Genomic DNA, 18,501 nt, shown 5'->3' with positions numbered 1-18,501 from the left:
AGGCCGCGGCCGCAGGGCCGCTGCCGTCACGAGACCAGCGAGCCAGGCTCGATAGCATCCGACCATGACCGATCTGCACGCTGCCGAGCCCAACGCCGCCGCCCCCGACGCCGACCTCGACCCCGCCGACGGCGACCGCGCCCGCGCCCTCGACCGCCTCATCCTCCACTCGTGGTCGAAGCACGGCACCACCAACCCATTCACGGTCGCCCGCGGCGAGGGTGTGCGGCTGTGGGACTACGACGGCCGCGAGTACCTCGACTTCTCGAGCCAGCTCGTCAACGCCAACATCGGCCACTCGCACCCGAAGGTCGTCGCCGCCATCCAGCGGCAGGCGGCCGAGCTCGCCACCATCGCGCCCGCCACCACGAATCTGACGCGCGGCGAGGCGGCCGAGCGCATCCTGTCGAAAATCGATGACATGGCCGCCGTCTTCTTCACGAACGGTGGGGCGGATGCGGTGGAGAACGCGATCCGGATGGCCCGCGTCCACACGGGTCGGGCCAAGGTGCTCTCGCACTACCGCTCGTACCACGGCAACACCGGCGCCGCGATCAACGCCACCGGCGACCCCCGTCGCGTCGGCAACGAGTTCTCCACCGGCCACGTGCACTGCTTCGGCCCGTTCCTGTATCGCTCGGAGTTCTGGAGCGAGACCGAGGAGCAGGAGAGCGAGCGAGCGCTGCAGCACGCGCGACGCGTGATCGAGGCGGAGGGGCCGTCGACCTTCGCGGCCATCCTGGTCGAGTCGGTGCCCGGCACTGCGGGCATCCTGCTGCCGCCGGCCGGCTACCTGCAGGGGCTGCGCGAGCTCGCCGATGAGCACGGGATCGTGCTCATCCTCGACGAGGTGATGGCGGGCTTCGGCCGCACCGGCGACTGGTTCGCGCACCAGCACGATGGTGTGAAGCCCGACCTCGTCACGTTCGCGAAGGGCTCCAACTCTGGCTATGTGCCCGTCGGCGGCATCATCATCAGCGCGGAGATCCTGGCGACCTTCCAGGAGCGCGCCATCCCGGGCGGTCTCACCTACTCGGGCCACCCGCTGGCGGCGGCCTCGATCGTCGCCTCGATCGACGCGATGACCGAGGAGGGCATCGTCGAGCACGCGAAGCACCTGGGCGAGGACATCCTCGGTCCGGGCCTGCGGGCGCTGGCCGAGCGCCACCCGATCATCGGCGAGGTGCGCGGCCGCGGCTGCTTCTGGGCCCTCGACCTCGTCGCCGATCCCGTCACGCGCGAGCCGGTCGACGCATCCGTCATCGCCTCGCTCAAGAGCGCGCTGCTCGAGCGCGGCTACGTGCCCTTCGCGGCCGACAACCGCATCCACGTCGTGCCGCCGCTCGTCATCAGCGACGAGGATGCGCGCCGTGGGCTCGAGATCCTCGACGAGGTCTTCACGGCGCACCGCTGAACCGGTTGAGCGCGGCGCACTCCGCGCCGAAGGCGCCGAGCGTGTCGAAGGGTGCCAGACTTGCGGCATGAGCATTCACCTGCTGGGCGGCGGATGGGCCGAGGACGAGTCGGGCTGGACGGGGCGCTTCGTCGACGAGGCGCGGCAGCGTGCCGGTGGCCCGCCCACGATCGTCGTGGTCCTCTGGGCGAAGGATGCCGCCGAGGGCGAGTCGTGGCACGCCGACTACCGAGATGACCTCACGAAGCTCGGCGCCGGCGCCGTCACCGTCGTGCAGCTCACGGCAGAGCGCACGCTGCTGCCCACGGATCTCGGCAGTGCCGACGGCATCTTCATCGGCGGCGGCCTCACCCCCGGCTATCACGCGGCGATCATGCCGGCGGCCGACACGATTCGCGGGCTGGTCTCGACCGGCGTCCCCTACGCGGGCTTCTCGGCCGGCGCGATGATCGCCGGCGACGTCGCGCTGCTGGGCGGTTGGCGCATCGGCGGCGTGCCGGTGACGGCGGAGACGAACGGCGAGGGTCTCGACGACGTCACGCTCGATGCGGGGCTCGGCCTCGTCGACCTCGTCGTCGACGTGCACTGCGCGCAGTACGGCACGCTCTCGCGCGCTGTCGCGATCGTCGACGCGCAGCTGGCCGACCGGGTGGTCGCGATCGACGAGCGCACCTCCCTCATCGTCGGCGTGGGCGGCCTGCAGGTGGCGGGCGAGGGCAGCGTCTGGACGGTCGACGCCGCGGGCGACGAGGGCGGCCGCACCACGGTCGCGATCCTCTCGGCATGAGCGCCAAGCCGCTGGCCGAGCTCGTGGAGCCGGGCTGGGCGGATGCGCTGGCGCACGTCGAGGGGCTCGTGCACGGCCTGGGCGAGCGGCTGCGCGCCGAGACGGCCGTCGGTCGCCCGTACCTGCCGGCGGGGGAGCGCGTGCTGCGCGCCTTCACGCAGCCGCTGGCCGATGTCAAGGTGCTCATCGTCGGCCAGGATCCCTACCCGACGCCCGGGCATCCGATCGGCCTCTCGTTCGCGGTCGAGCGGCATGTGCGCCCGCTGCCGCGCTCGCTGCAGAACATCTATCGCGAGCTGCACGACGATCTCGGCATCGAGCCAGCCCCGCACGGCGACCTGAGCGCGTGGAGCGACCAGGGCGTGCTGCTGCTCAACCGCGTGCTCACGGTCGGGGCGGGCGCGCCGGCCTCGCATCGCGGCTGGGGCTGGGAGCAGGTGACGGAGGCGGCGATCAGGGCGCTCGTCGCGCGCCGCCGCGCGGATGGCTCGCGCGCGCCGCTGGTGGCGATCCTGTGGGGTGCGCAGGCGCAGTCGCTCGCCCCGCTGCTCGGCGATCTGCCGATCCTCCGCTCACCGCACCCCTCGCCGCTGAGCGCCCACCGCGGATTCTTCGGCTCTCGCCCGTTCTCTGCCGCGAACGCGGCGCTCGAAGGCCAGGGCGCGACGCCGATCGACTGGCGCATCCCGGCAGAGGAGGCCTGAGCGTGGAGCCCGACGGGCTCGCAGGCCGCCGCCGGCTGCCGCGGCACCTGCGCGAGCCAGAGCACCGCGAACCCGACTTCGCCTACGCGATCAGGCCGGCTGCGGCTCTTGACCTGCCCGCCGTGCGCGACATCTACCGCCACTACGTGCTCAACTCCACGGTCACCTTCGACGAGCGGCCCAAGACCCTCGCGCAGTGGCGGCGGATGCTGCGGGAGTCGACCGAGCTGCACCTGCCGTTCCTGGTCGCCGTCAGCGACACCGGCTCGATCCTCGGCTACGCCTACGCCCAGCCGTGGAAGCAGCGCGCGGCCTACCGGCACACGGTGGAGTCGTCGGTCTACCTCGGGCCGGCCGCCGGCGGGCGAGGACTCGGCCGTGCGCTGATGGAGGCGCTCATCACCGAGATCCGCGAGCGCGGCGTGCGCGAGGTGATCGCGGTGATCGCCGATCAGGGGGCGGATGCCTCGGTGCGGCTGCACGAGCGGCTCGGCTTCAAGGAGATCGGACGGATGGGCCGCGTGGGCGAGAAGTTCGGGCGCGAGCTGGGGATCCTGTTGTTCCAGCTGTCGCTGCGCAAGCGCCGCTGAGGGTAGCCGCAGGGTTCTGCCCGAGCGGTTGTGGACGCTCAACCGAGAGAGCACGCTGGCCCCAGCGACGACGATCGTCGCCGCGGAGAGGCCGCCATGGCCGAGGCTCAGCACCGCGCGCCGATCGCCTACGTCGTGCCGACGGCGTGGGCGGCAGCGATCGCGATCGCGCTCGGCGTCGTCGCGGGCATCGGCGTCGGGCTCGCCATGGCACCGGGCGTGCCGGGCCTGCGCACGGGCGTGCTGCTCGGCCTGGCGCTCGGCGTGCCCGCTGCCGTCGCCGTGATCTTCAGCCGCCGAGCCGTGCAGCAGGGCGCCAGGCCGCTGCTGGTGGCGCCGTTCGGTCTCGCCGGGGTCGTGCTGATGGCCGCGCTGCTGTTCGCACTCACACAGCTCGATCCACGCATGGCGGCCGTCGGCGCGGCGCTCGGGGTCGCGACCGGCTGCATCTCGCTCATGACCGGCCTCCGACCGGCGCGCCTGCGGCACGATGCCGAGCCGTCGGCGAGCCCGCCACGACCGCGGTGACGCTGCGGCCGACCCATCCAGCGCCCACATCCGCCGATCCGCGAGGATAGGCCCATGGATCGCCTCCGAACCTGGCTCGCCGCGCTCGTGCTGGCGCTGCCTCCGCTGGCGATCGCAGGCAGCTGGGCGATGCTCGCACCGCGGCTGCCGCCGACCGTCGCGACGCACTGGTCGAGCACCGATGTCGCCGACGGCTTCTCCTCGACGGTGCCCACGGCGCTCACGCTCCTCGCCGTCACGACCGCGATCCTGCTCGTCGGCCTGGCGCTCGCCGTCGTCCGCATCGCGGCGGGCACGCGCGCGACGGTGCTGTCGCTGCTCGCGGCCGTCAGCGGCGTGCTCGCCGCGGCCTGGATCGTCTCGGCTGTCACGACCGCCGAGGCGGGCTCCGCGGAGGGCGCACGGCTCGAGTGGTGGTGGCTGCTGATCGCCGGCGCCGCCGCCCTCATGCTCGTGCCCTGGTTCGTCCATCCGCGCGACGAGCCCGCGTCGCTCCGGCCCGCAGAGCCCATCCCGCTCACTCCGACCGACGCGGCATCGTGGCGTGGCGAGGCGAGCGCCACCGTGTTCCTCTGGCTCGGCATCGCGATGGCCGTCGGCGCCGTGGCGCTCATGCTCGTGCTGCCGATCGCCGACAGCGCGGCCATCGGCATCGCCGCCGGCGTCATCCTGCTCGCCGCCGCCGGCTTCCTCGTCGCGCTCTCGCGCATCCGCGTCCAGGTCGACGGCGAGGGCATGCGCGTGCGCAGCGCACTCTTCGGCATCCCGCTCCGCACGGTGCCGAGCGAGCACATCCGCGTCGTGGAGGCCATGCAGATCGCACCGCTCGAGTGGGGTGGATGGGGCTACCGCGGCACACCGGGGAGGCTCGCGATCGTGCTGCGCGCGGGCCCGGGCATCGTCGTCACGACGCGCGATGGCTCGCGCTTCGCGGTCACCGTCGACGACGCGCAGACGGGCGCGTCGACGCTCGCCGCGATCGTCGAGCGCCAGCGGGAGCAGGAGGCGCCGGCGCGGCGGTCGCTCCCCGGCGGCGAGCCGAGCAGGTGACGGTGTCAGTCTCCAGTGGCACCATGGAGGGCGTGAACTTCTTCGACGAATGGCGATCGCAGCGCGAGCGCACCGACGCGCAGGCGGCGGCAGCGGCCAGCGACGTCAGCGCGGCCGTCACCGATCTGGGGCCGGGATTCTGGATGGTGTCGGTCGCCGGCATCACGCGCGGCTTCGTGATCCAGGTGGAGGTCAAGGGCGAGGTGCGCTTCGACGCACGCCTGCGGCACCTGAACCCCGGCCAGGGCACGCGCATCGGCGAATACTGGGAGCTCGAGCGGGCCGTCGCCGCGATCGTCGCCGAGCCCTCGCGCTTCGTCGGCCGCGACCCCTTCAAGGAGCTCACGAACTACGCGACGCGCGACGAGATGCGCGAGCGCACCGAGCGCAAGCGGCTGCAGCGCGGGGCCGGGCGGTTCCTCGGTTGAGCGAGATCCACGAGATCGGCGCGCTCGAGCTGTGGCGCCTGCTGCACGCGCGCGAGCTGAGCGCCGCGCAGGTCGCCGAGCACCTGCTCGACCGGGTCGAGCGGCTCGACGCGGCGAACGCCTTCGTGCACGTCGACGCCGAGCTCGCGCTCGAGCGCGCTCGAGCCGCCGATGCGGCAGCGGATCGCACCGGCATCATCCACGGGCTGCCCTTCGCCGACAAGGACCTCACGCCGCGCGCCGGCCAGCCCGCGAGCATGGGCAGCCGCTGGCTCGACGGCACGATCGCAGCGCAGACACACCCCCTCGCGCAGGTGCTCGACGACGGGGGCGGCGTCGTGCTCGGCCGCACCGCGGCGCCCGAGTTCGGCTTCGCCGGCTACACGCGCTCCGCGCTGCACGGCGCGACCACCATGCCCGGCCACCCGGAGCTCCACGCCGGCGGCTCGTCCGGCGGGGCGGCGGCCGCCGTCGCGCAGGGCCTGCTGCCCTTCGCGCCCGGCAGCGACGGCGGCGGCTCCATCCGCATCCCCGCAGCCACCTGCGGCCTGGTCGGCCTCAAGCCCACGCGCGGCCGCATCCCCGCCCAGGGCGGCGTCGGCGTGGTCGGCGGCCTCGCGACGGCGGGCGCCATCGCGCGTTCCGTCATCGACGTCGCGCTCCTCACCGACGCGCTCATCGGCCGTGTGAACGGCGTGGCCGCGCATGCGCTCAGCCTCCGCGCCCCCGAGCATGACGAGGGCTCCCTCCTCGCCGCCGCGATGCGCGGCGAAGGCCGCTTCCGCATCGCCGTGATGACGGGCGGCACGCCCTGGGACTCGAGCGACGACATCCGCATCGCACCGGAGGCGACCGCCGCCGTCGAGGAGGCGGTGCGGGCCCTCGGAGCCCTCGGTCACGAGATCGGCGAGGTGGCGCTGCCGGATGCGGCCGGTGACCTGGGCGTTGCGGGCGTCGCCGGCTACCCGGCGGCGTTCACCGACCTGTGGCGGGGCGGGGCGGCGACCATTCCGATCCCGCGCGAGGATCGTGCGCTGCTCGAGCCGCTCGCCCGCTGGATCATCGAGACGAGCGACGGGCTCAGCGCCGGCGGGCTCGCACGCGCGCAGCTGTGGGCGACGGAGTTCGAGCGGCGCGTGCTCGCGGCGTTCTCGCCCTGGGACGCGGTGCTCACGCCGACGACGGCGCTCACGCCTCGCCCGCTCGACTGGTACCCGATCGACGACGGCGAGGCCGACTTCCGCGCGCAGGTGCTGCACACGCCGCACACCTCGTTCGCGAACCTGACGGGGCTGCCGGCGATCACGCTGCCCGTGCACCAGACCGCAGAAGGAATGCCGATGGGCGTGCAGCTCATCGGCCGCCCCGGCGAGGAAGCGACGCTGCTCGCCATCGGCCGGCAGCTCGAGCGCCGCGTGCCATGGACGCAACGCGTCGTCGACCGCATGCCGTAGCCCGCGCCCGCTCCACTCGCTCGTCGAGGAGCGCGGGACCGCAGGTCGCACGCGTCTCGAGACGCCTCAGCTCCTCCCGCGCGTCGAGGAGCGCGCGACCGCAGGTCGCACGCATCTCGAGACGCCTCAGCTCCTCCCGCTCGTCGAGGAGCGCGCGACCGCAGGTCGCACGCATCTCGAGACGCCTCAGCGCGGCGCCCGCTTCCCCGCCTTCCGCACGTATCCGCCCTTCTCCAGCCCCGCCTCGATCTCGAAGCGGTTCTTCGTAGCCTCGACGCCCGCCGCGAAGTACATCGGGATGAACCACAGCCCGTAGCGCTGCCACTGCTGCCGGTGCACGTCCTCGTGCTCGAGCACGGCGGGAGCGTCGGATGCGTGGGTCAGGTAGGTCGCGCCGACCGTCGTGCCGCCGCGGCCGAACGCCCACTTCGGCAGCCCGGTGATCACGTGCAGCTCGCCGACCTGGCGTTCGCTGCCGCCGAGCATCCGGCCCCACAGCCGAGCGGCCTGGGTCGCGAACGCGGCGCCTCCGCGAGCGATCGGCGGTGCCGTGATCGCCCGGAACGTGGGCCCGCCGGCCGTGCGGCCGAGCGATCCGAGTCGTGCGCCGAAGGCCGCGATGGGGCTGGGTCGTGAATCTGCCATGCGGCCGACGATAGCGCGCGGATACGCTGGAGGCATGCGCCCGGAGCCCTATGGCAATCCCGACGAGGCGCCCTCGCAGTCACCGCTGCGGGTCGCGGTCGTGTCGATGCACACGTCCCCAGCCGACCGCCCCGGGAAGGGCGACGCGGGCGGCCTCAATGTGCTCGTGCTCGAGAGCGCCATGGCGCTCGCAGCGCGCGGCAACCAGGTCGATATCTTCACCAGATCGATGGCCGCGCCGCGTGCTGAGTCCCTCGCGCCCGGCGTGATGCTCTACGCCCTCGAGACCGGTGGCGGCATCGTGCGCAAGCACGAGCTGCCCAACCTCGCAGACGCCTTCGGCGCTCAGCTCGAGCGCGCCGCGCTCGCCGCGAACGAGGCCTACGACGTCATCCATGCCCACTACTGGCTCTCGGGTCTCGCGGCTCTGCCGGTCTCGCTCTCGCTCGGCATGCCGATCGTGCAGTCGTTCCACACCCTCGCCGAGGAGAAGAACCGCCGCCTCGGCGCTGACGACCGGCCGGAGCCGGAGCGACGCCTGCTCACCGAGCGCTACCTCGCGGGCGAGGTGGATGCGATCGCGGCGGTCTCGCGCGCCGAGATCGACGTGCTGTGCGACGGGGTCGGTGCCCCCGCAGAGCGCGTCTGGCTCGTGCCGCCCGCGGTCGACACCCAGCTGTTCCAGCCTGCGCCGCTCGCCTCCCGCCTCGAGGTGCGCGCCAGGCTCGGGGTGCGGCAGGAGGACGGCCTGGTCGTCTGCGTCGGCCGTGTGCAGCCGCTCAAGGGGCAGGACCTCGCGGTGCGCATGCTGCAGCACCTGCCTGGCGCGGTGCTGGTGCTCGCGGGGGACGCCACGCCGGGCTCCGAGCGCTTCCTCGAGTCGCTCCACGACCTCGCACGAGAGCTCGGTGTCGAGCGGCGCGTTCGCCACATCGGTAGCCTCGAGCGCGATGCGCTCGCGCAGCTGCTCGACGCGGCCGACGTCGTGGTCGTGCCCAGCCGCAGCGAGTCATTCGGCCTCGTGCCGCTCGAGGCGGCCGCCACCGGCACCCCGGTCGTCGCCTCGCGCGTGGGCGGGCTGGTCGAGTCGGTTGTCGACGGCGAGACGGGCATCCTGGTCGACGGCCGCGACCCGATGGACTGGGCGGATGCGGTGGGCTCGATCCTGGACGACGACGACCTGCAGGTCGAGCTCGGCCTGGCGGGCCGCCGGGCCGCGAGCCGGCGGGACTGGCAGGACGTCGCGCACGAGCTCGAGACGGTCTACAGGGCGACGGTCCGCGGCCGCTCCGTGTAGCCGGCTCCCGCCCACCACCGCTGGTCGAGGAGCGCCCGGACGGAGCCCGGAGGCGCTGTCCGCAGGTCGAGGAGCGCCCGGGCGGAGCCCGGACGCGTCACGAGACCGAAGCCGATCAGAGGGCAGCTTCGAGGCTCCGCTGCACAGGCAACCGGCCTAGTCGCCCTCGAACGGCACCGGCTTCCCCGTCAGATACGACTCTGCGGAGCGCCGCGCGTCGTTCGTCGCTGCGAGTCGCTGCACGGCGGGCAGCAGCCCTGCCACCGCATCCGTCGTCTCCGGCAGCGCAGCGCGCGCCGCGGCGAGCGTCGCCTGCACCGCGAGCGGCGCCTGCGCGGCGATCTGCTCGGCGAGCGCGAAGGCGCGCTCGAGCTCGGCGCCTGCGGGCACGACCTCCTGCACCAGCCCGATGCGCAGCGCCTCGGCGGCGCCGAAGCGCTCGCCCGTCAGGATCCACCGCATCGCGTCGCCCCAGCCGAGCCGCGGGAAGCGCACCGTCGCGCCGCCGAAGGGCATGATGCCGCGCGCCACCTCGAGCTGGCCGAAGTCGGTCGTCTCGGCCGCCACCACGATGTCGCTCGCGAGCGCGAGCTCGATGCCGAGCGTGAAGCAGGTTCCCTGCACCGCGAGCAGGACGGGCTTCGAGACGGCCGGCGTCTGCAGTCCCCACGGGTCGAGGCCGCCGTCGGGCACGAGCGACAGGCGGCCGGTCGCGAGCTTCGGCGCGATGTCGGCGAGGTCGAGCCCGCCGGTGAAGTGGTCGCCGCGGGCGCTCACGACGCCGACGCGCAGCTCGGGGTCGCGGTCGAGCTCACCGTAGGCGAGCGCGAGCTCCTGCAGCATCCGCTCGTCGGCGGCGTTGCGCTTGTCGACCCGGTCGAGGGCGATGTGCAGGATGTGGCCACGGCGCTCGGTGGCGACTCGGGGCGTCTGGGCGGGCGTCTGGGCGGGCGTCGTGACTGCGTCGTTGTCTGGCACAGCGCCAACCTAACGGTGGCACGCGAAGAGGGGGCGAACCTTCGTCCGCCCCCTCCAAACGCGTCAGCGAGAAGCGTGCCTCAGCGGTCGACGACCTCAGCCTCGACGGCGTCGCCCGCGCCCTGCGCGGCCGGTGCCGAACCGGCGCCGACGGCCTTCTGGTCGTGCTTGAGCGCGGCCAGGCGCGCCTCGATCTCGGTCTGGTGACCGACATCCTCGAGCGCCTCGAACTGCGCGTCGAGGCTCGAGGCGGCGAGCTCCTGCTGGCCCATCACCTTGGCCTCCTCGCGACGGATCTTCTCCTCGAAGCGGCCGATCTCGCTCGTGGGGTCGAGGATGTCGATCGACTTCACGGCGTCGTGCACCTGCGTCTGGGCCTCGGCGACCTTCGAGCGCGCGATGAGCTCGGAGCGCTTCGACCGCAGCTCGTCGAGCTTGCCCTTCATGGTGTCGAGGCCGGTCTTCAGCTTGTTGACGACCTCGTTCTGCGACTGGATCGACGGCTCAGCGGTGCGTGCCTCCGACTCCGACTGCATCTGCTTGCCGATGGCGATCTTGGCGAGGTTGTCGAACTTCGCGGCATCGGGCGAGCCCGCGGCGCGCATCTCGTCGGCGCGCTGCGACGCGGCGAGCGCCTTGCGACCCCAGTCGTCGGCGGCGCGCACGTCCTCCTGGTAGTCCTGCTCCTGCAGGCGCAGGTTGCCGATCGTCTGCGCGATGGCGGCCTCTGCCTCTGCGATGGAGTTCGTGTAGTCCCGAACCATCTGGTCGAGCATCTTCTGGGGGTCCTCGGCCTGGTCGAGGAGCGAGTTGATGTTGGCCTTCGCGAGCTGCGCGATGCGGCCGAGGATGGACTGCTTGGACATGGTGTTCCTTCCTGCGTTGCCGCCGGAGCGGCCTCTGGGTCGAGCTGGTTCGGTTGGTGGGAGTCTGCGTTCAGGTCGTCGGATGCGTCAAGGTCGTCCCGTCGTGCGGCCGTCGGTGGTGCGGTGGTGCGGCCTCAGTCGCCGAAGCTGCCTCCGCCGCCGCCGAAGCCTCCTCCGCCGCCGCCGAAGCCGCCGCCACCGAAGAAGCCGCCGCCTCCGCCGCCTCCACCGAAGGAGCCGCCGCCGCCGGAGAAGAGGTCGCCGAGACCGCCGCCGCCACCGCCGCCGTCGCCTCCGCCAGCGAACGGGTCGGAGTACCCGCCGCCGGAGGAGCCGTGGCCGCCGCCGTTCATCATGTCGCCGAGGATGTAGCCGAGCAGGCCGCCCGTGACCATGTTGCCGATCCCATCGCCCCCGTCGCCGCGGTCATCGCGATCGCGCCGGTAGTACGGGTTGCGTGCCTGACCGCCCCAGCCGCCGATGTCGCCGGAGGCATCCTGCATCGCCTGCTCGGCGTGCTGCGAGGCCGCCTGCGCGAGCTGCGATGCCTGGCCCGGATCCTGCTGCTGCATGCGCAGCGCCTGCGCGAGCTCCTGCTGCGCGGTCGCGAGCAGCTGGCGCGCGTGCGGGCCGACGCCGATGCGGCGGGTGGCGATGAAGTCCTCGGCGCGGTCGATGTTGGCGCGCGCGGAGGCGAGCCAGCGCTCGAGCCCCGCCTGTGAGCGATGCAGCCCTGCGCCTGCCTCGCGCACCTGACCGGTCGCCTCGTCGAGGCGCTGGTTGGCGCGCTGCAGGTTGGCGAGCACGGTGAGCGTGTCGGTGGGGCGCTGCTGTGCGATGCCGACCTGCTCCTCGACGTGGCGGATGAGCGGGGCGAGGTCGGTCGTCGAGGTGCTCTTGAGCGTCTTCGCGGCCGCGATGTCGCCGACCGAGTCCTGCACGAGGTCGGCAAGCTGCCGCGAGGAGTTGTCGAGATCTCCCTGTGCGCGCTCGACCGCCGCCAGCAGGCCGCCGGCCTGGGCGAGTGCGGCTTCCGCAGCGTGCACGGTCAGCGCGGCCTCTGCGCCGTTCGAGGCCTGCACAGCCGCCCTGCCCGCAGTGATCGACTGGTCGATGTTGGGCAGCTGGCGCTCGGCGCCGGCGATGTTCTCGCGCACCGGGTCGATCGAGGCTCCCGAGTGCACGTCGTCGAGTCGGTCGAGGATCTGCTTCGCGTTCGCGATGCGGCCGTCGAGCGCTGCGCGCGACTGCGCCACCGACTCGAGCACCTGCGGCGCGTTCTGCTCGAGGTCGCGCAGCTGCTCGAACGACGTGCCGTGGCTCGCGAGCTCGTTGCCCGCGCCCTCGGCGATCTGCAGGATGCGGCTCGACCACTCGTGCCGCTCCTGGTCGGTGTCGGGGAAGGCGTCGTCGAGCTGCTGCTGCAGGCCGAATGCCTCCGTCAGCCCGCCCTTCGCCTTGTCGAGCGCCTCGCGGTAGGGACGCACCGCATCCTCGCCGAACTGCGCGTTCGCGAAGGCGAGCTCCTGCTCGCTCTGCTGCACGGTGTCGTCGAGCTGCACGAGCGCGATGTCGGCGCGCTGCTTGAGCTCGTCGAGGCTGAGCTGCTGCTGCTGCGTGACCTCGCGCTGCTCGCGCTTCGCCTTCGAGCGCTTCGCGCCGCGGTAGATGAAGTAGCCGCCACCGCCCACGACGGCCGCGCCGCCGACGAGCGCCACGACGGGCCAGACGGCCGAGCCGTCGACGTTCACCTCTGTGCCTGAGCCGCCCTCGCCGCCCAGACCGACGCCGCTTGCGAGCGCGTCGCTGTAGGACATGAGCGCGCCATCGACGTTGCCGTTGGCGAGCTCGGACGACAGCACGTCGCGCGCGAGCGCCTCTGCTTCACCGCGCGAGTAGGGGTAGCTGTCGGTGACGGCGATGCCGTACTGGCCGTCATCCATGGCGATCGCGAGCAGCATGCCGTCGCTCGGCACACCGGAGGCGTTCGCGGACTCGACCGCCCACTGGCCGTAGTCCATGCCGTCGAAGGTGTCGACGACGACGGCGTAGAGGTCGGCGTCGCCCGAGGCGTTGTTCGACTCGATGCGCTCCTGCACGCCGGCCAGGTCGTCGATGTGCTCGCCGGTGGTGTCGACGACCACCTCGCCACCCAGATCGACGGGGGCCTCGGTGCCGAGCACGCTGGTCGACAGCGCGCCGGTCGGCGGAGCATCGCTCGACAGCGCGCCGGCCGAGAGCCCCAGCAATCCGGCGGCACCAAGTGCAACCACTGCCAACGGGCGGACGATCCGGACCTGCATCTGCGCTCCCAGCCGTCGGCCTCTCGGGGTGCCGACTTGGCGCGAGTCTAGCCAGCGCACATTGCCGCGAACCTTGGAGATCGGCCGGATCCGTGCCGCTCTCAGCGAACGTCGCCGCCTCACCGCCAGGGGTCGCCGACGATCACCAGCTCGGTCGCGTCCTCCTCGCCGTTCCGCACGACCAGCACGGTCGCGACCGGCGCGATGGCGACCGGCTCACCTGCGCCCACCGCGCAGGCCTGCCGGGGCTCGAGGTCGACGGTGACGATGCCCTCCTGCGTCGGCGCGACGATGCTGCGGCCCCAGCGGCCGGGCCAGAAGCCGGCCGAGACGACCTGTCCTTCGGCGGTCACCTCGACGCTGCCGACATCGTCGAGCCGCACCTCGAGCTGCGCGTCGGTCAGGTTCGTGATGCCGAGGTCGGCGGTGCCGTCCGACGGATCGTCGAGGAAGCGCAGCGCCAGCCCCGCGTTGCCGGCGGGCATCGGCGTGCACGCGTTCGTGCCGCCGGGCGCGCCCTCGCCGCCCTCGCCGGACGCTCCCTGGTCGCCCTCGCCCGCATCCGTCTGCTCCACGGGGCCGCCCTCCTCCGTCGCCGCCGGGCTCTCGGCACCATCGCCATCCGACTCCGGAGCCGAATCCGGATACGACTCCGGCGCCGCGCCCGACTCGCTCGAGACGCCCGACATGCTCGCGGGCTCGAACGCCGTCAGCCCCGGCACCACGAGCGGCCCCACGATCAGCACGCCCGCGATCGTCGCCGCCGACGACAGCGCGATGGTCTTCGGTCGTCGCCTGCGCTTCGCGCGCGCGATCACGGCGTCCGCATCCAGCCCGGCACGCGGCCCGGGGATGCCCTGCAGCCGGCTGCGGAGCTCGTCGTCGTCGCTCACGCGAGCCCCTCCCGCTCCAGCATCCCGCGCAGCTTGCCGAGCGCATCCGACAGGTATCGCTTGACGGCGCCCGCCGAGATGCCGAGCTCGGCGGCGATCTGATCGACGGTGCGGTCCTCGTCGTAGCGCAGCACGATGCAGGCGCGCTCGCGCGGACTCAGCCGCTGCAGCCGCGCCGCCATGTCGAGCCGCTCGCCCGTCAGCGTCGAACCGGAGTCGACGCGCTCGCGCTCACCCACCAGCGGCGCGATGCGGCGCCAGCGCTGCCCGCGGCGGGCGCGATCGAGGAAGCGGTTGGCGATCGCCCTGCGCACGTAGGCCTCCGCCTGCTCGACCGCGAAGCCGTTGCGCAGCCTGCCGAACGTCGATGTCAGGGCGTCCTGCACCATGTCTCGCGCCTCCTCCTCATCTCCCGAGAGGAGGCTCGCGTACCGCACCAGCGCCTCGCCGCGCTCGGCGACGAGCTCAGCCACGACCAGCTCCCACCTGGCTGCCACGCGAGTCTCCCTCTGCTCTCTGAGACGAACGGACGCAGTCGAACGTTGGGGTCAGTCGGCGTCGCGCGTGGGCGCGGCGTCGGTCGAGGGGTCGGCGGCGCGCGTGGAAGGTGCGTCGTTGGAGGCCGCGGCGGCGCGTGTGGGCGCGGTGTCGCCGTTGAGTTCGGCGGCGCTCGCGGACGCGGTGTCGGTGCTGGGTTCGGCCGTACGCGTGCGCATGCGGTCGGCGAGACGCGGGTTGGATGCATCCAGGTGCGCGAGCACGGCGGCCCGCGACTGCGGCGACTTGTTCTGGCTCATCTTGGACTTCGCGTCGAACGACCGCACCGTCAGCCGGATGCCGATCGTGCCCATCGCCATGCCGCGATTGCCGTCGTCGTCGACGTCGAGCCGCACGCCGCCGTCGGCCGCGTAGGCCTGCTCGAAGTGGGCGACGAGTCGCTGCAGCGTCTCGAGGTTCCGCTGCGCGTCGAGCACCTCGACGTCGCACGTGAGCGTCGCCATCTCGAAGTTCCAGGTCGGGATCTGGCCGGCATCGCCGCCGACGTACCAGCTGGGGGAGACGTAGCCGTGCTCGCCCTGCGCGACCACGAGCATCCGGTGCGGCTCGCCGTCCTCGCGCGGCTGCAGCAGTCCGTGCTGGCGCGCGTCGGCGCGGCCCAGGTGCGTCTCGAGCACGATCGGCTCGGCGTCGTCGCCGCCGTCGTCGGGCGCGAAGAGCACGGGTGACGGGGATGCGACGGGCCCGGATGCGGGATGCGAGACCAGGAGCATCCAGGGCGCGCGGCCGAGGAGCTCGCGCACCTCCGGCACGCCGATCTTGTAGAGCGGGTTGGGCTGCATGCCTCCATCCTCCCTCACCCCTCTCCCTCGCTCTCCGCAGAGTTGCAGGCACTGGCTCGCAGATCCACTCCGTCTGCGCCACTCGCTGCAACTCCAGCGCGGGGCGGTGGCGGCTCTCCACAGGGGGAGGGCAAGTGGATTCGCGGCGGCGTCGCGTCGAGGCATCCTCCGGGAATGGGGACTTCGCACGAGCTGCCAGCGCCGTTCGATGCTGAGGCATTCCTGGTGCGCGATGCGATGCGCGCCGGGATCGGAAGGGGTCGCCTGCGCGGCAGTGACCTCGAGATGCCGTTTCGGCGCGTGCGATCCCGACCGATCGGTGACGCGGGCGCACTGATGCGGGCGTACGAGCCGCTCATGGCGCCTGACCACTCCTTCGGCGGTCTGACGGCAGCGCGGCATTGGGGCATGCCGATCGCGCAGGCCTGGTCACGAGATGAGCCGCTGGTGATCGCACGCCCGAGAGGCGCGACGCGGGGGATGACAGCTGGAACCCGCCACATCGCATACGACCGCGAGCGGCTCTCTGTCACCGAGGTCGATGGGCTGCGCGTGCTCGAGCCCTTGTCGGCGGCGCTGACCCTCGCCCGCGAGCTCCCGCATGAGGCGATGGTGCAGATCGTGGATGCCCTGCTCACTCCCTCGCGCTGGTATCCGGGGCTGCGACTGCCGAGAGAGCCGCGGCAGCCGTTTGCGACGCCCGAGCAGCTCGCTGCCTTCATCGCGCGGTGCCGTGGCCTCGCGGGAGCTCCGGTCCTCCGGACAGCGGCGGCGGATGCGCGGGTGGGTGTGGATTCTCGCTTCGAGACGATCACGCGGCTGCTCATCGTGGAGGCCGGACTGCCCGAGCCAGTCGTGCATCCGACGATCGTGATCGACGGCATCACCTCGAGCCCCGATCTCGGCTACCCGAAACTGAAGATCGCGATCGAGTACGAAGGCGACGGTCATCGCGACGAGAAGCAGTGGCACGTCGACATAGAGCGCTACGCGCGATTCGAAGCCGACGGCTGGATCAGCGTGCGTGTCACGCGCGACCACATGGCACGCCGCGGCGCCCACTTCGTGCAGCGCGTGCGCGACGCCCTCGCGCGACGCGACGCCGAGCGCAAAGAGTTGCAGTGAGTGGCACCGGATCGGTCGGATCCGTCGCCACTCGCTGCAACGCTGCGCTGGGGGAGGGGGGGGGGGGAGGGAGCAGGGTCAGACGGAGACGGCCTCTGTCTGCTGCACGTGCTCGAGGCGCCACCGCACGTGGTTCAGCTGGCGCACGAGCCCCGTCGGCAGCGAGCGGCCGAACTGGCCGAAGAACGCCTCGATGTCGACGAGCTCCGTGAGCCACGCACGCGGGTCGACCCGGAAGAGCTCCTCGACCACGTCGTCGTCGAGGTTGAGCCCGTCGAGATTGAGCGCGCCCGCCGCCGGCATCACGCCGATCGCGGTGTCGACGCCCGTGGCATCGCCGCTGACCCGGCCGGCGATCCACTCGAGCACGCGGGCGTTCTCGCCGAAGCCCGGCCACAGGAAGCCGCCCTCGTCATCGCGGCGGAACCAGTTGACCGAGAAGATCTTCGGCGCGTGGCGGCCGAGGCGGTGGCCCATGTCGATCCAGTGCGAGAAGTAGTCGCCCATGTTGTAGCCGCAGAAAGGCAGCATGGCGAACGGGTCGCGGCGGATGTCGCCGACGGTGCCCTCCGCAGCGGCGGTCTGCTGGCTCGAGACCGTCGAGCCGATGTAGACCCCGTGCTCCCAGTCGCGCGCCTGCATCACGAGCGGCACCTGCGTGGGGCGGCGGCCGCCGAAGATGATGGCGTCGAGCGGCACGCCGGCGGGCGCATCCCAGTCGGGCGCGATCGAGGGCGCCTGCTCGGCGCGCACCGTGAAGCGCGCGTTCGGGTGCGCTGCCGGACCGTTGGCCGGGTCGTACGGGCGGCCCTGCCAGTCGGTCAGGCCCTCTGGCGCTTCCTTCGTCATGCCTTCCCACCAGACGTCGCCGTCGTCGGTGAGCGCGACGTTCGTGAAGATCGTGTCGTGCTGCAGCATCGCCATCGCGGTGGCGTTGGTCTGCTCGCTCGTGCCGGGCGCGACGCCGAAGAAGCCGTTCTCGGGATTGATCGCCCACAGGCGGCCGTCCGGGCCGGGCCGCATCCACACGATGTCGTCGCCGAGCGTCTCGACCGTCCAGCCGGGGATGGTCGGCTGCAGCATCGCCAGGTTGGTCTTGCCGCAGGCGGAGGGGAAGGCGCCGGCGAGGTGCATCATGCGGCCGTCTTCGTGGCGCATGCGCAGCAGCAGCATGTGCTCGGCGAGCCAGCCCTCGTCACGGGCCTGCACGGATGCGATGCGGAGCGCGAAGCACTTCTTGGCGAGCAGCGCGTTGCCGCCGTAGGCGGAGCCGAACGACCAGATCTCGCGCGTCTCGGGGAAGTGCGAGATGTAGCGGGTCGAGTTGCACGGCCAGGCCACATCCTGCTCGCCCTCGGCGAGCGGCGCGCCGATCGAGTGCACGGCGGGCACCCAGTCGGTCGTGCCGTGCATCGCCTCGAGCGCCGCGGTGCCGACGCGCGTCATGGCGTGCATCGACGCCACGACGTAGGGGGAGTCGGTGATCTCGATGCCGAGCTTCGAGATGGGGCCGCCGACGGGACCCATGGAGAACGGGATGACGTACATCGTGCGGCCGCGCATCGCGCCGTCGAAGAGGCCGCCGAGCACCTGCCGCATCGAGGCCGGGTCGCGCCAGTTGTTGGTGGGGCCGGCGTCATCGGCATCCTCGGCGCAGATGAACGTGCGGCTCTCCATGCGGGCAACGTCGTCCGGGTGAGAGCGGGCGAGGTAGCTGCCGGGCCTCGCGGGCACGGGCACGATCGTGCCGGCCTCGAGCATGATGTCGACGAGGCGCTGGAACTCATCCTCCGTGCCGTCGGCCCAGACGATGTGCTTGGGCTCCGTGAGCTCGGCGATCGACGCCACCCACGAGACGACGCCCGGGTCGGCGCCGTCGGGGGCGCTGACCGATGCGGCCTTCACAGGCTTGGCGGATGAGCGGGTCGGCGCGGGAGGGAGGATCGTCATGTCTCGAGTCTCACCCCGCGCACCCGCTCGGCGGCGGCGATCCGACGGAAGATTCCGCGCATCCTTCACTTCGACGAAACTTGCGCGCTCCGGGCGCACCAAAGCGACACCGTCACACCGTTGCGGACGAACATGGCGAAGAATCGATA

18 protein-coding genes are annotated in these 18,501 nt (G+C 72.5%); 10 read left to right on the top strand and 8 right to left on the bottom strand.

Annotated elements, in window-relative coordinates:
- Window positions 1-64 precede the first annotated feature (64 nt).
- The 8 genes from MKD51_RS12520 to MKD51_RS12485 all read left to right on the top strand — a co-directional run bounded on the left by MKD51_RS12520 (window position 65) and on the right by MKD51_RS12485 (window position 6,955).
- Complete coding sequence (locus MKD51_RS12520; RefSeq protein WP_240240632.1) at window positions 65-1,414, top strand: aspartate aminotransferase family protein; 1,350 nt, start codon at window positions 65-67, stop codon at window positions 1,412-1,414.
- Between the two features lie 67 nt (window positions 1,415-1,481).
- The gene (locus tag MKD51_RS12515; protein ID WP_240240631.1) at window positions 1,482-2,201 is read left to right on the top strand and encodes a Type 1 glutamine amidotransferase-like domain-containing protein; all 720 of its coding nucleotides are present in this window, start codon (window positions 1,482-1,484) and stop codon (window positions 2,199-2,201) included.
- The gene (locus MKD51_RS12510; protein ID WP_240240630.1) at window positions 2,198-2,905 is read left to right on the top strand and encodes a uracil-DNA glycosylase; all 708 of its coding nucleotides are present in this window, start codon (window positions 2,198-2,200) and stop codon (window positions 2,903-2,905) included. Before MKD51_RS12515 ends, MKD51_RS12510 begins: the two co-directional genes overlap by 4 nt.
- Window positions 2,906-2,907: 2 nt before the next feature.
- Window positions 2,908-3,495, top strand: a complete 588-nt coding sequence (locus MKD51_RS12505) for a GNAT family N-acetyltransferase (protein ID WP_240240629.1) — start codon at window positions 2,908-2,910, stop codon at window positions 3,493-3,495.
- Between the two features lie 96 nt (window positions 3,496-3,591).
- Window positions 3,592-4,023: a hypothetical protein gene (locus MKD51_RS12500; protein ID WP_240240628.1), complete on the top strand. Its 432-nt coding sequence runs from the start codon at window positions 3,592-3,594 to the stop codon at window positions 4,021-4,023.
- 54 nt (window positions 4,024-4,077) lie between these two features.
- Complete coding sequence (locus tag MKD51_RS12495; RefSeq protein ID WP_240240627.1) at window positions 4,078-5,073, top strand: hypothetical protein; 996 nt, start codon at window positions 4,078-4,080, stop codon at window positions 5,071-5,073.
- 2 nt (window positions 5,074-5,075) lie between these two features.
- Window positions 5,076-5,501: a hypothetical protein gene (locus MKD51_RS12490; RefSeq protein ID WP_240240626.1), complete on the top strand. Its 426-nt coding sequence runs from the start codon at window positions 5,076-5,078 to the stop codon at window positions 5,499-5,501.
- The gene (locus tag MKD51_RS12485) at window positions 5,498-6,955 is read left to right on the top strand and encodes an amidase (RefSeq protein ID WP_240240625.1); all 1,458 of its coding nucleotides are present in this window, start codon (window positions 5,498-5,500) and stop codon (window positions 6,953-6,955) included. Before MKD51_RS12490 ends, MKD51_RS12485 begins: the two co-directional genes overlap by 4 nt.
- Window positions 6,956-7,141: 186 nt before the next feature.
- Here MKD51_RS12485 and MKD51_RS12480 read toward each other — a convergent pair whose 3' ends face one another.
- The gene (locus tag MKD51_RS12480) at window positions 7,142-7,600 is read right to left on the bottom strand and encodes a hypothetical protein (protein ID WP_240240624.1); all 459 of its coding nucleotides are present in this window, start codon (window positions 7,598-7,600) and stop codon (window positions 7,142-7,144) included.
- 34 nt (window positions 7,601-7,634) lie between these two features.
- Here MKD51_RS12480 and MKD51_RS12475 point away from each other — a divergent pair, with 34 nt between their 5' ends.
- Window positions 7,635-8,897 carry a glycosyltransferase gene (locus MKD51_RS12475; RefSeq protein WP_240240623.1) on the top strand — a complete coding sequence of 421 codons (1,263 nt, stop codon included), beginning with the start codon at window positions 7,635-7,637 and terminating at the stop codon, window positions 8,895-8,897.
- Between the two features lie 156 nt (window positions 8,898-9,053).
- On the opposite strand, the gene MKD51_RS12470 is transcribed toward MKD51_RS12475, so the two are convergent.
- The 6 genes from MKD51_RS12470 to MKD51_RS12445 form a co-directional block, all read right to left on the bottom strand.
- A complete protein-coding gene (locus MKD51_RS12470) occupies window positions 9,054-9,875 on the bottom strand; it encodes a crotonase/enoyl-CoA hydratase family protein (protein ID WP_240240622.1) in 822 nt (273 codons plus the stop codon).
- A gap of 80 nt (window positions 9,876-9,955) precedes the next feature.
- Window positions 9,956-10,741, bottom strand: a complete 786-nt coding sequence (locus MKD51_RS12465; protein WP_240240621.1) for a PspA/IM30 family protein — start codon at window positions 10,739-10,741, stop codon at window positions 9,956-9,958.
- A gap of 134 nt (window positions 10,742-10,875) precedes the next feature.
- Complete coding sequence (locus MKD51_RS12460; RefSeq protein WP_240240948.1) at window positions 10,876-13,014, bottom strand: TPM domain-containing protein; 2,139 nt, start codon at window positions 13,012-13,014, stop codon at window positions 10,876-10,878.
- A 149-nt stretch (window positions 13,015-13,163) separates the two neighbouring features.
- Window positions 13,164-13,937 (bottom strand): hypothetical protein, encoded by a 774-nt coding sequence (locus tag MKD51_RS12455; protein ID WP_240240620.1) that lies wholly within the window; start codon window positions 13,935-13,937, stop codon window positions 13,164-13,166.
- Window positions 13,934-14,434, bottom strand: coding sequence for a sigma-70 family RNA polymerase sigma factor (locus MKD51_RS12450; protein ID WP_240240619.1), 501 nt, complete (start codon window positions 14,432-14,434; stop codon window positions 13,934-13,936). The genes MKD51_RS12455 and MKD51_RS12450 overlap by 4 nt, the downstream gene beginning before the upstream one ends.
- Before the next feature lie 51 nt (window positions 14,435-14,485).
- Window positions 14,486-15,277 carry an FMN-binding negative transcriptional regulator gene (locus MKD51_RS12445; protein WP_240240618.1) on the bottom strand — a complete coding sequence of 264 codons (792 nt, stop codon included), beginning with the start codon at window positions 15,275-15,277 and terminating at the stop codon, window positions 14,486-14,488.
- Between the two features lie 480 nt (window positions 15,278-15,757).
- Here MKD51_RS12445 and MKD51_RS12440 point away from each other — a divergent pair, with 480 nt between their 5' ends.
- A complete protein-coding gene (locus tag MKD51_RS12440) occupies window positions 15,758-16,402 on the top strand; it encodes a hypothetical protein (protein WP_240240617.1) in 645 nt (214 codons plus the stop codon).
- Between the two features lie 78 nt (window positions 16,403-16,480).
- Here MKD51_RS12440 and MKD51_RS12435 read toward each other — a convergent pair whose 3' ends face one another.
- On the bottom strand, window positions 16,481-18,352 hold the full coding sequence (locus tag MKD51_RS12435) for a phosphoenolpyruvate carboxykinase (GTP) (RefSeq protein WP_240240616.1): 1,872 nt from the start codon (window positions 18,350-18,352) through the stop codon (window positions 16,481-16,483).
- Window positions 18,353-18,501: the final 149 nt, after the last annotated feature.

Origin of the sequence: Agrococcus sp. ARC_14, assembly GCF_022436485.1 — a bacterium.
In the GTDB taxonomy this organism is placed as follows: domain Bacteria; phylum Actinomycetota; class Actinomycetes; order Actinomycetales; family Microbacteriaceae; genus Agrococcus.
This window is presented reverse-complemented; position numbering and strand designations above follow the sequence as displayed.

Bases quoted from the DNA above. Each gene is read 5' to 3' on its own strand.
- MKD51_RS12520 (WP_240240632.1), top strand. From the start codon at position 65: ATGACCGATCTGCACGCTGCCGAGCCCAACGCCGCCGCCCCCGACGCC.
- MKD51_RS12515 (WP_240240631.1), top strand. From the start codon at position 1,482: ATGAGCATTCACCTGCTGGGCGGCGGATGGGCCGAGGACGAGTCGGGC.
- MKD51_RS12510 (WP_240240630.1), top strand. From the start codon at position 2,198: ATGAGCGCCAAGCCGCTGGCCGAGCTCGTGGAGCCGGGCTGGGCGGAT.
- MKD51_RS12500 (WP_240240628.1), top strand. From the start codon at position 3,592: ATGGCCGAGGCTCAGCACCGCGCGCCGATCGCCTACGTCGTGCCGACG.
- MKD51_RS12495 (WP_240240627.1), top strand. From the start codon at position 4,078: ATGGATCGCCTCCGAACCTGGCTCGCCGCGCTCGTGCTGGCGCTGCCT.
- MKD51_RS12480 (WP_240240624.1), bottom strand. From the start codon at position 7,600: ATGGCAGATTCACGACCCAGCCCCATCGCGGCCTTCGGCGCACGACTC.
- MKD51_RS12475 (WP_240240623.1), top strand. From the start codon at position 7,635: ATGCGCCCGGAGCCCTATGGCAATCCCGACGAGGCGCCCTCGCAGTCA.
- MKD51_RS12465 (WP_240240621.1), bottom strand. From the start codon at position 10,741: ATGTCCAAGCAGTCCATCCTCGGCCGCATCGCGCAGCTCGCGAAGGCC.
- MKD51_RS12445 (WP_240240618.1), bottom strand. From the start codon at position 15,277: ATGCAGCCCAACCCGCTCTACAAGATCGGCGTGCCGGAGGTGCGCGAG.
- MKD51_RS12440 (WP_240240617.1), top strand. From the start codon at position 15,758: ATGACAGCTGGAACCCGCCACATCGCATACGACCGCGAGCGGCTCTCT.
- MKD51_RS12435 (WP_240240616.1), bottom strand. From the start codon at position 18,352: ATGACGATCCTCCCTCCCGCGCCGACCCGCTCATCCGCCAAGCCTGTG.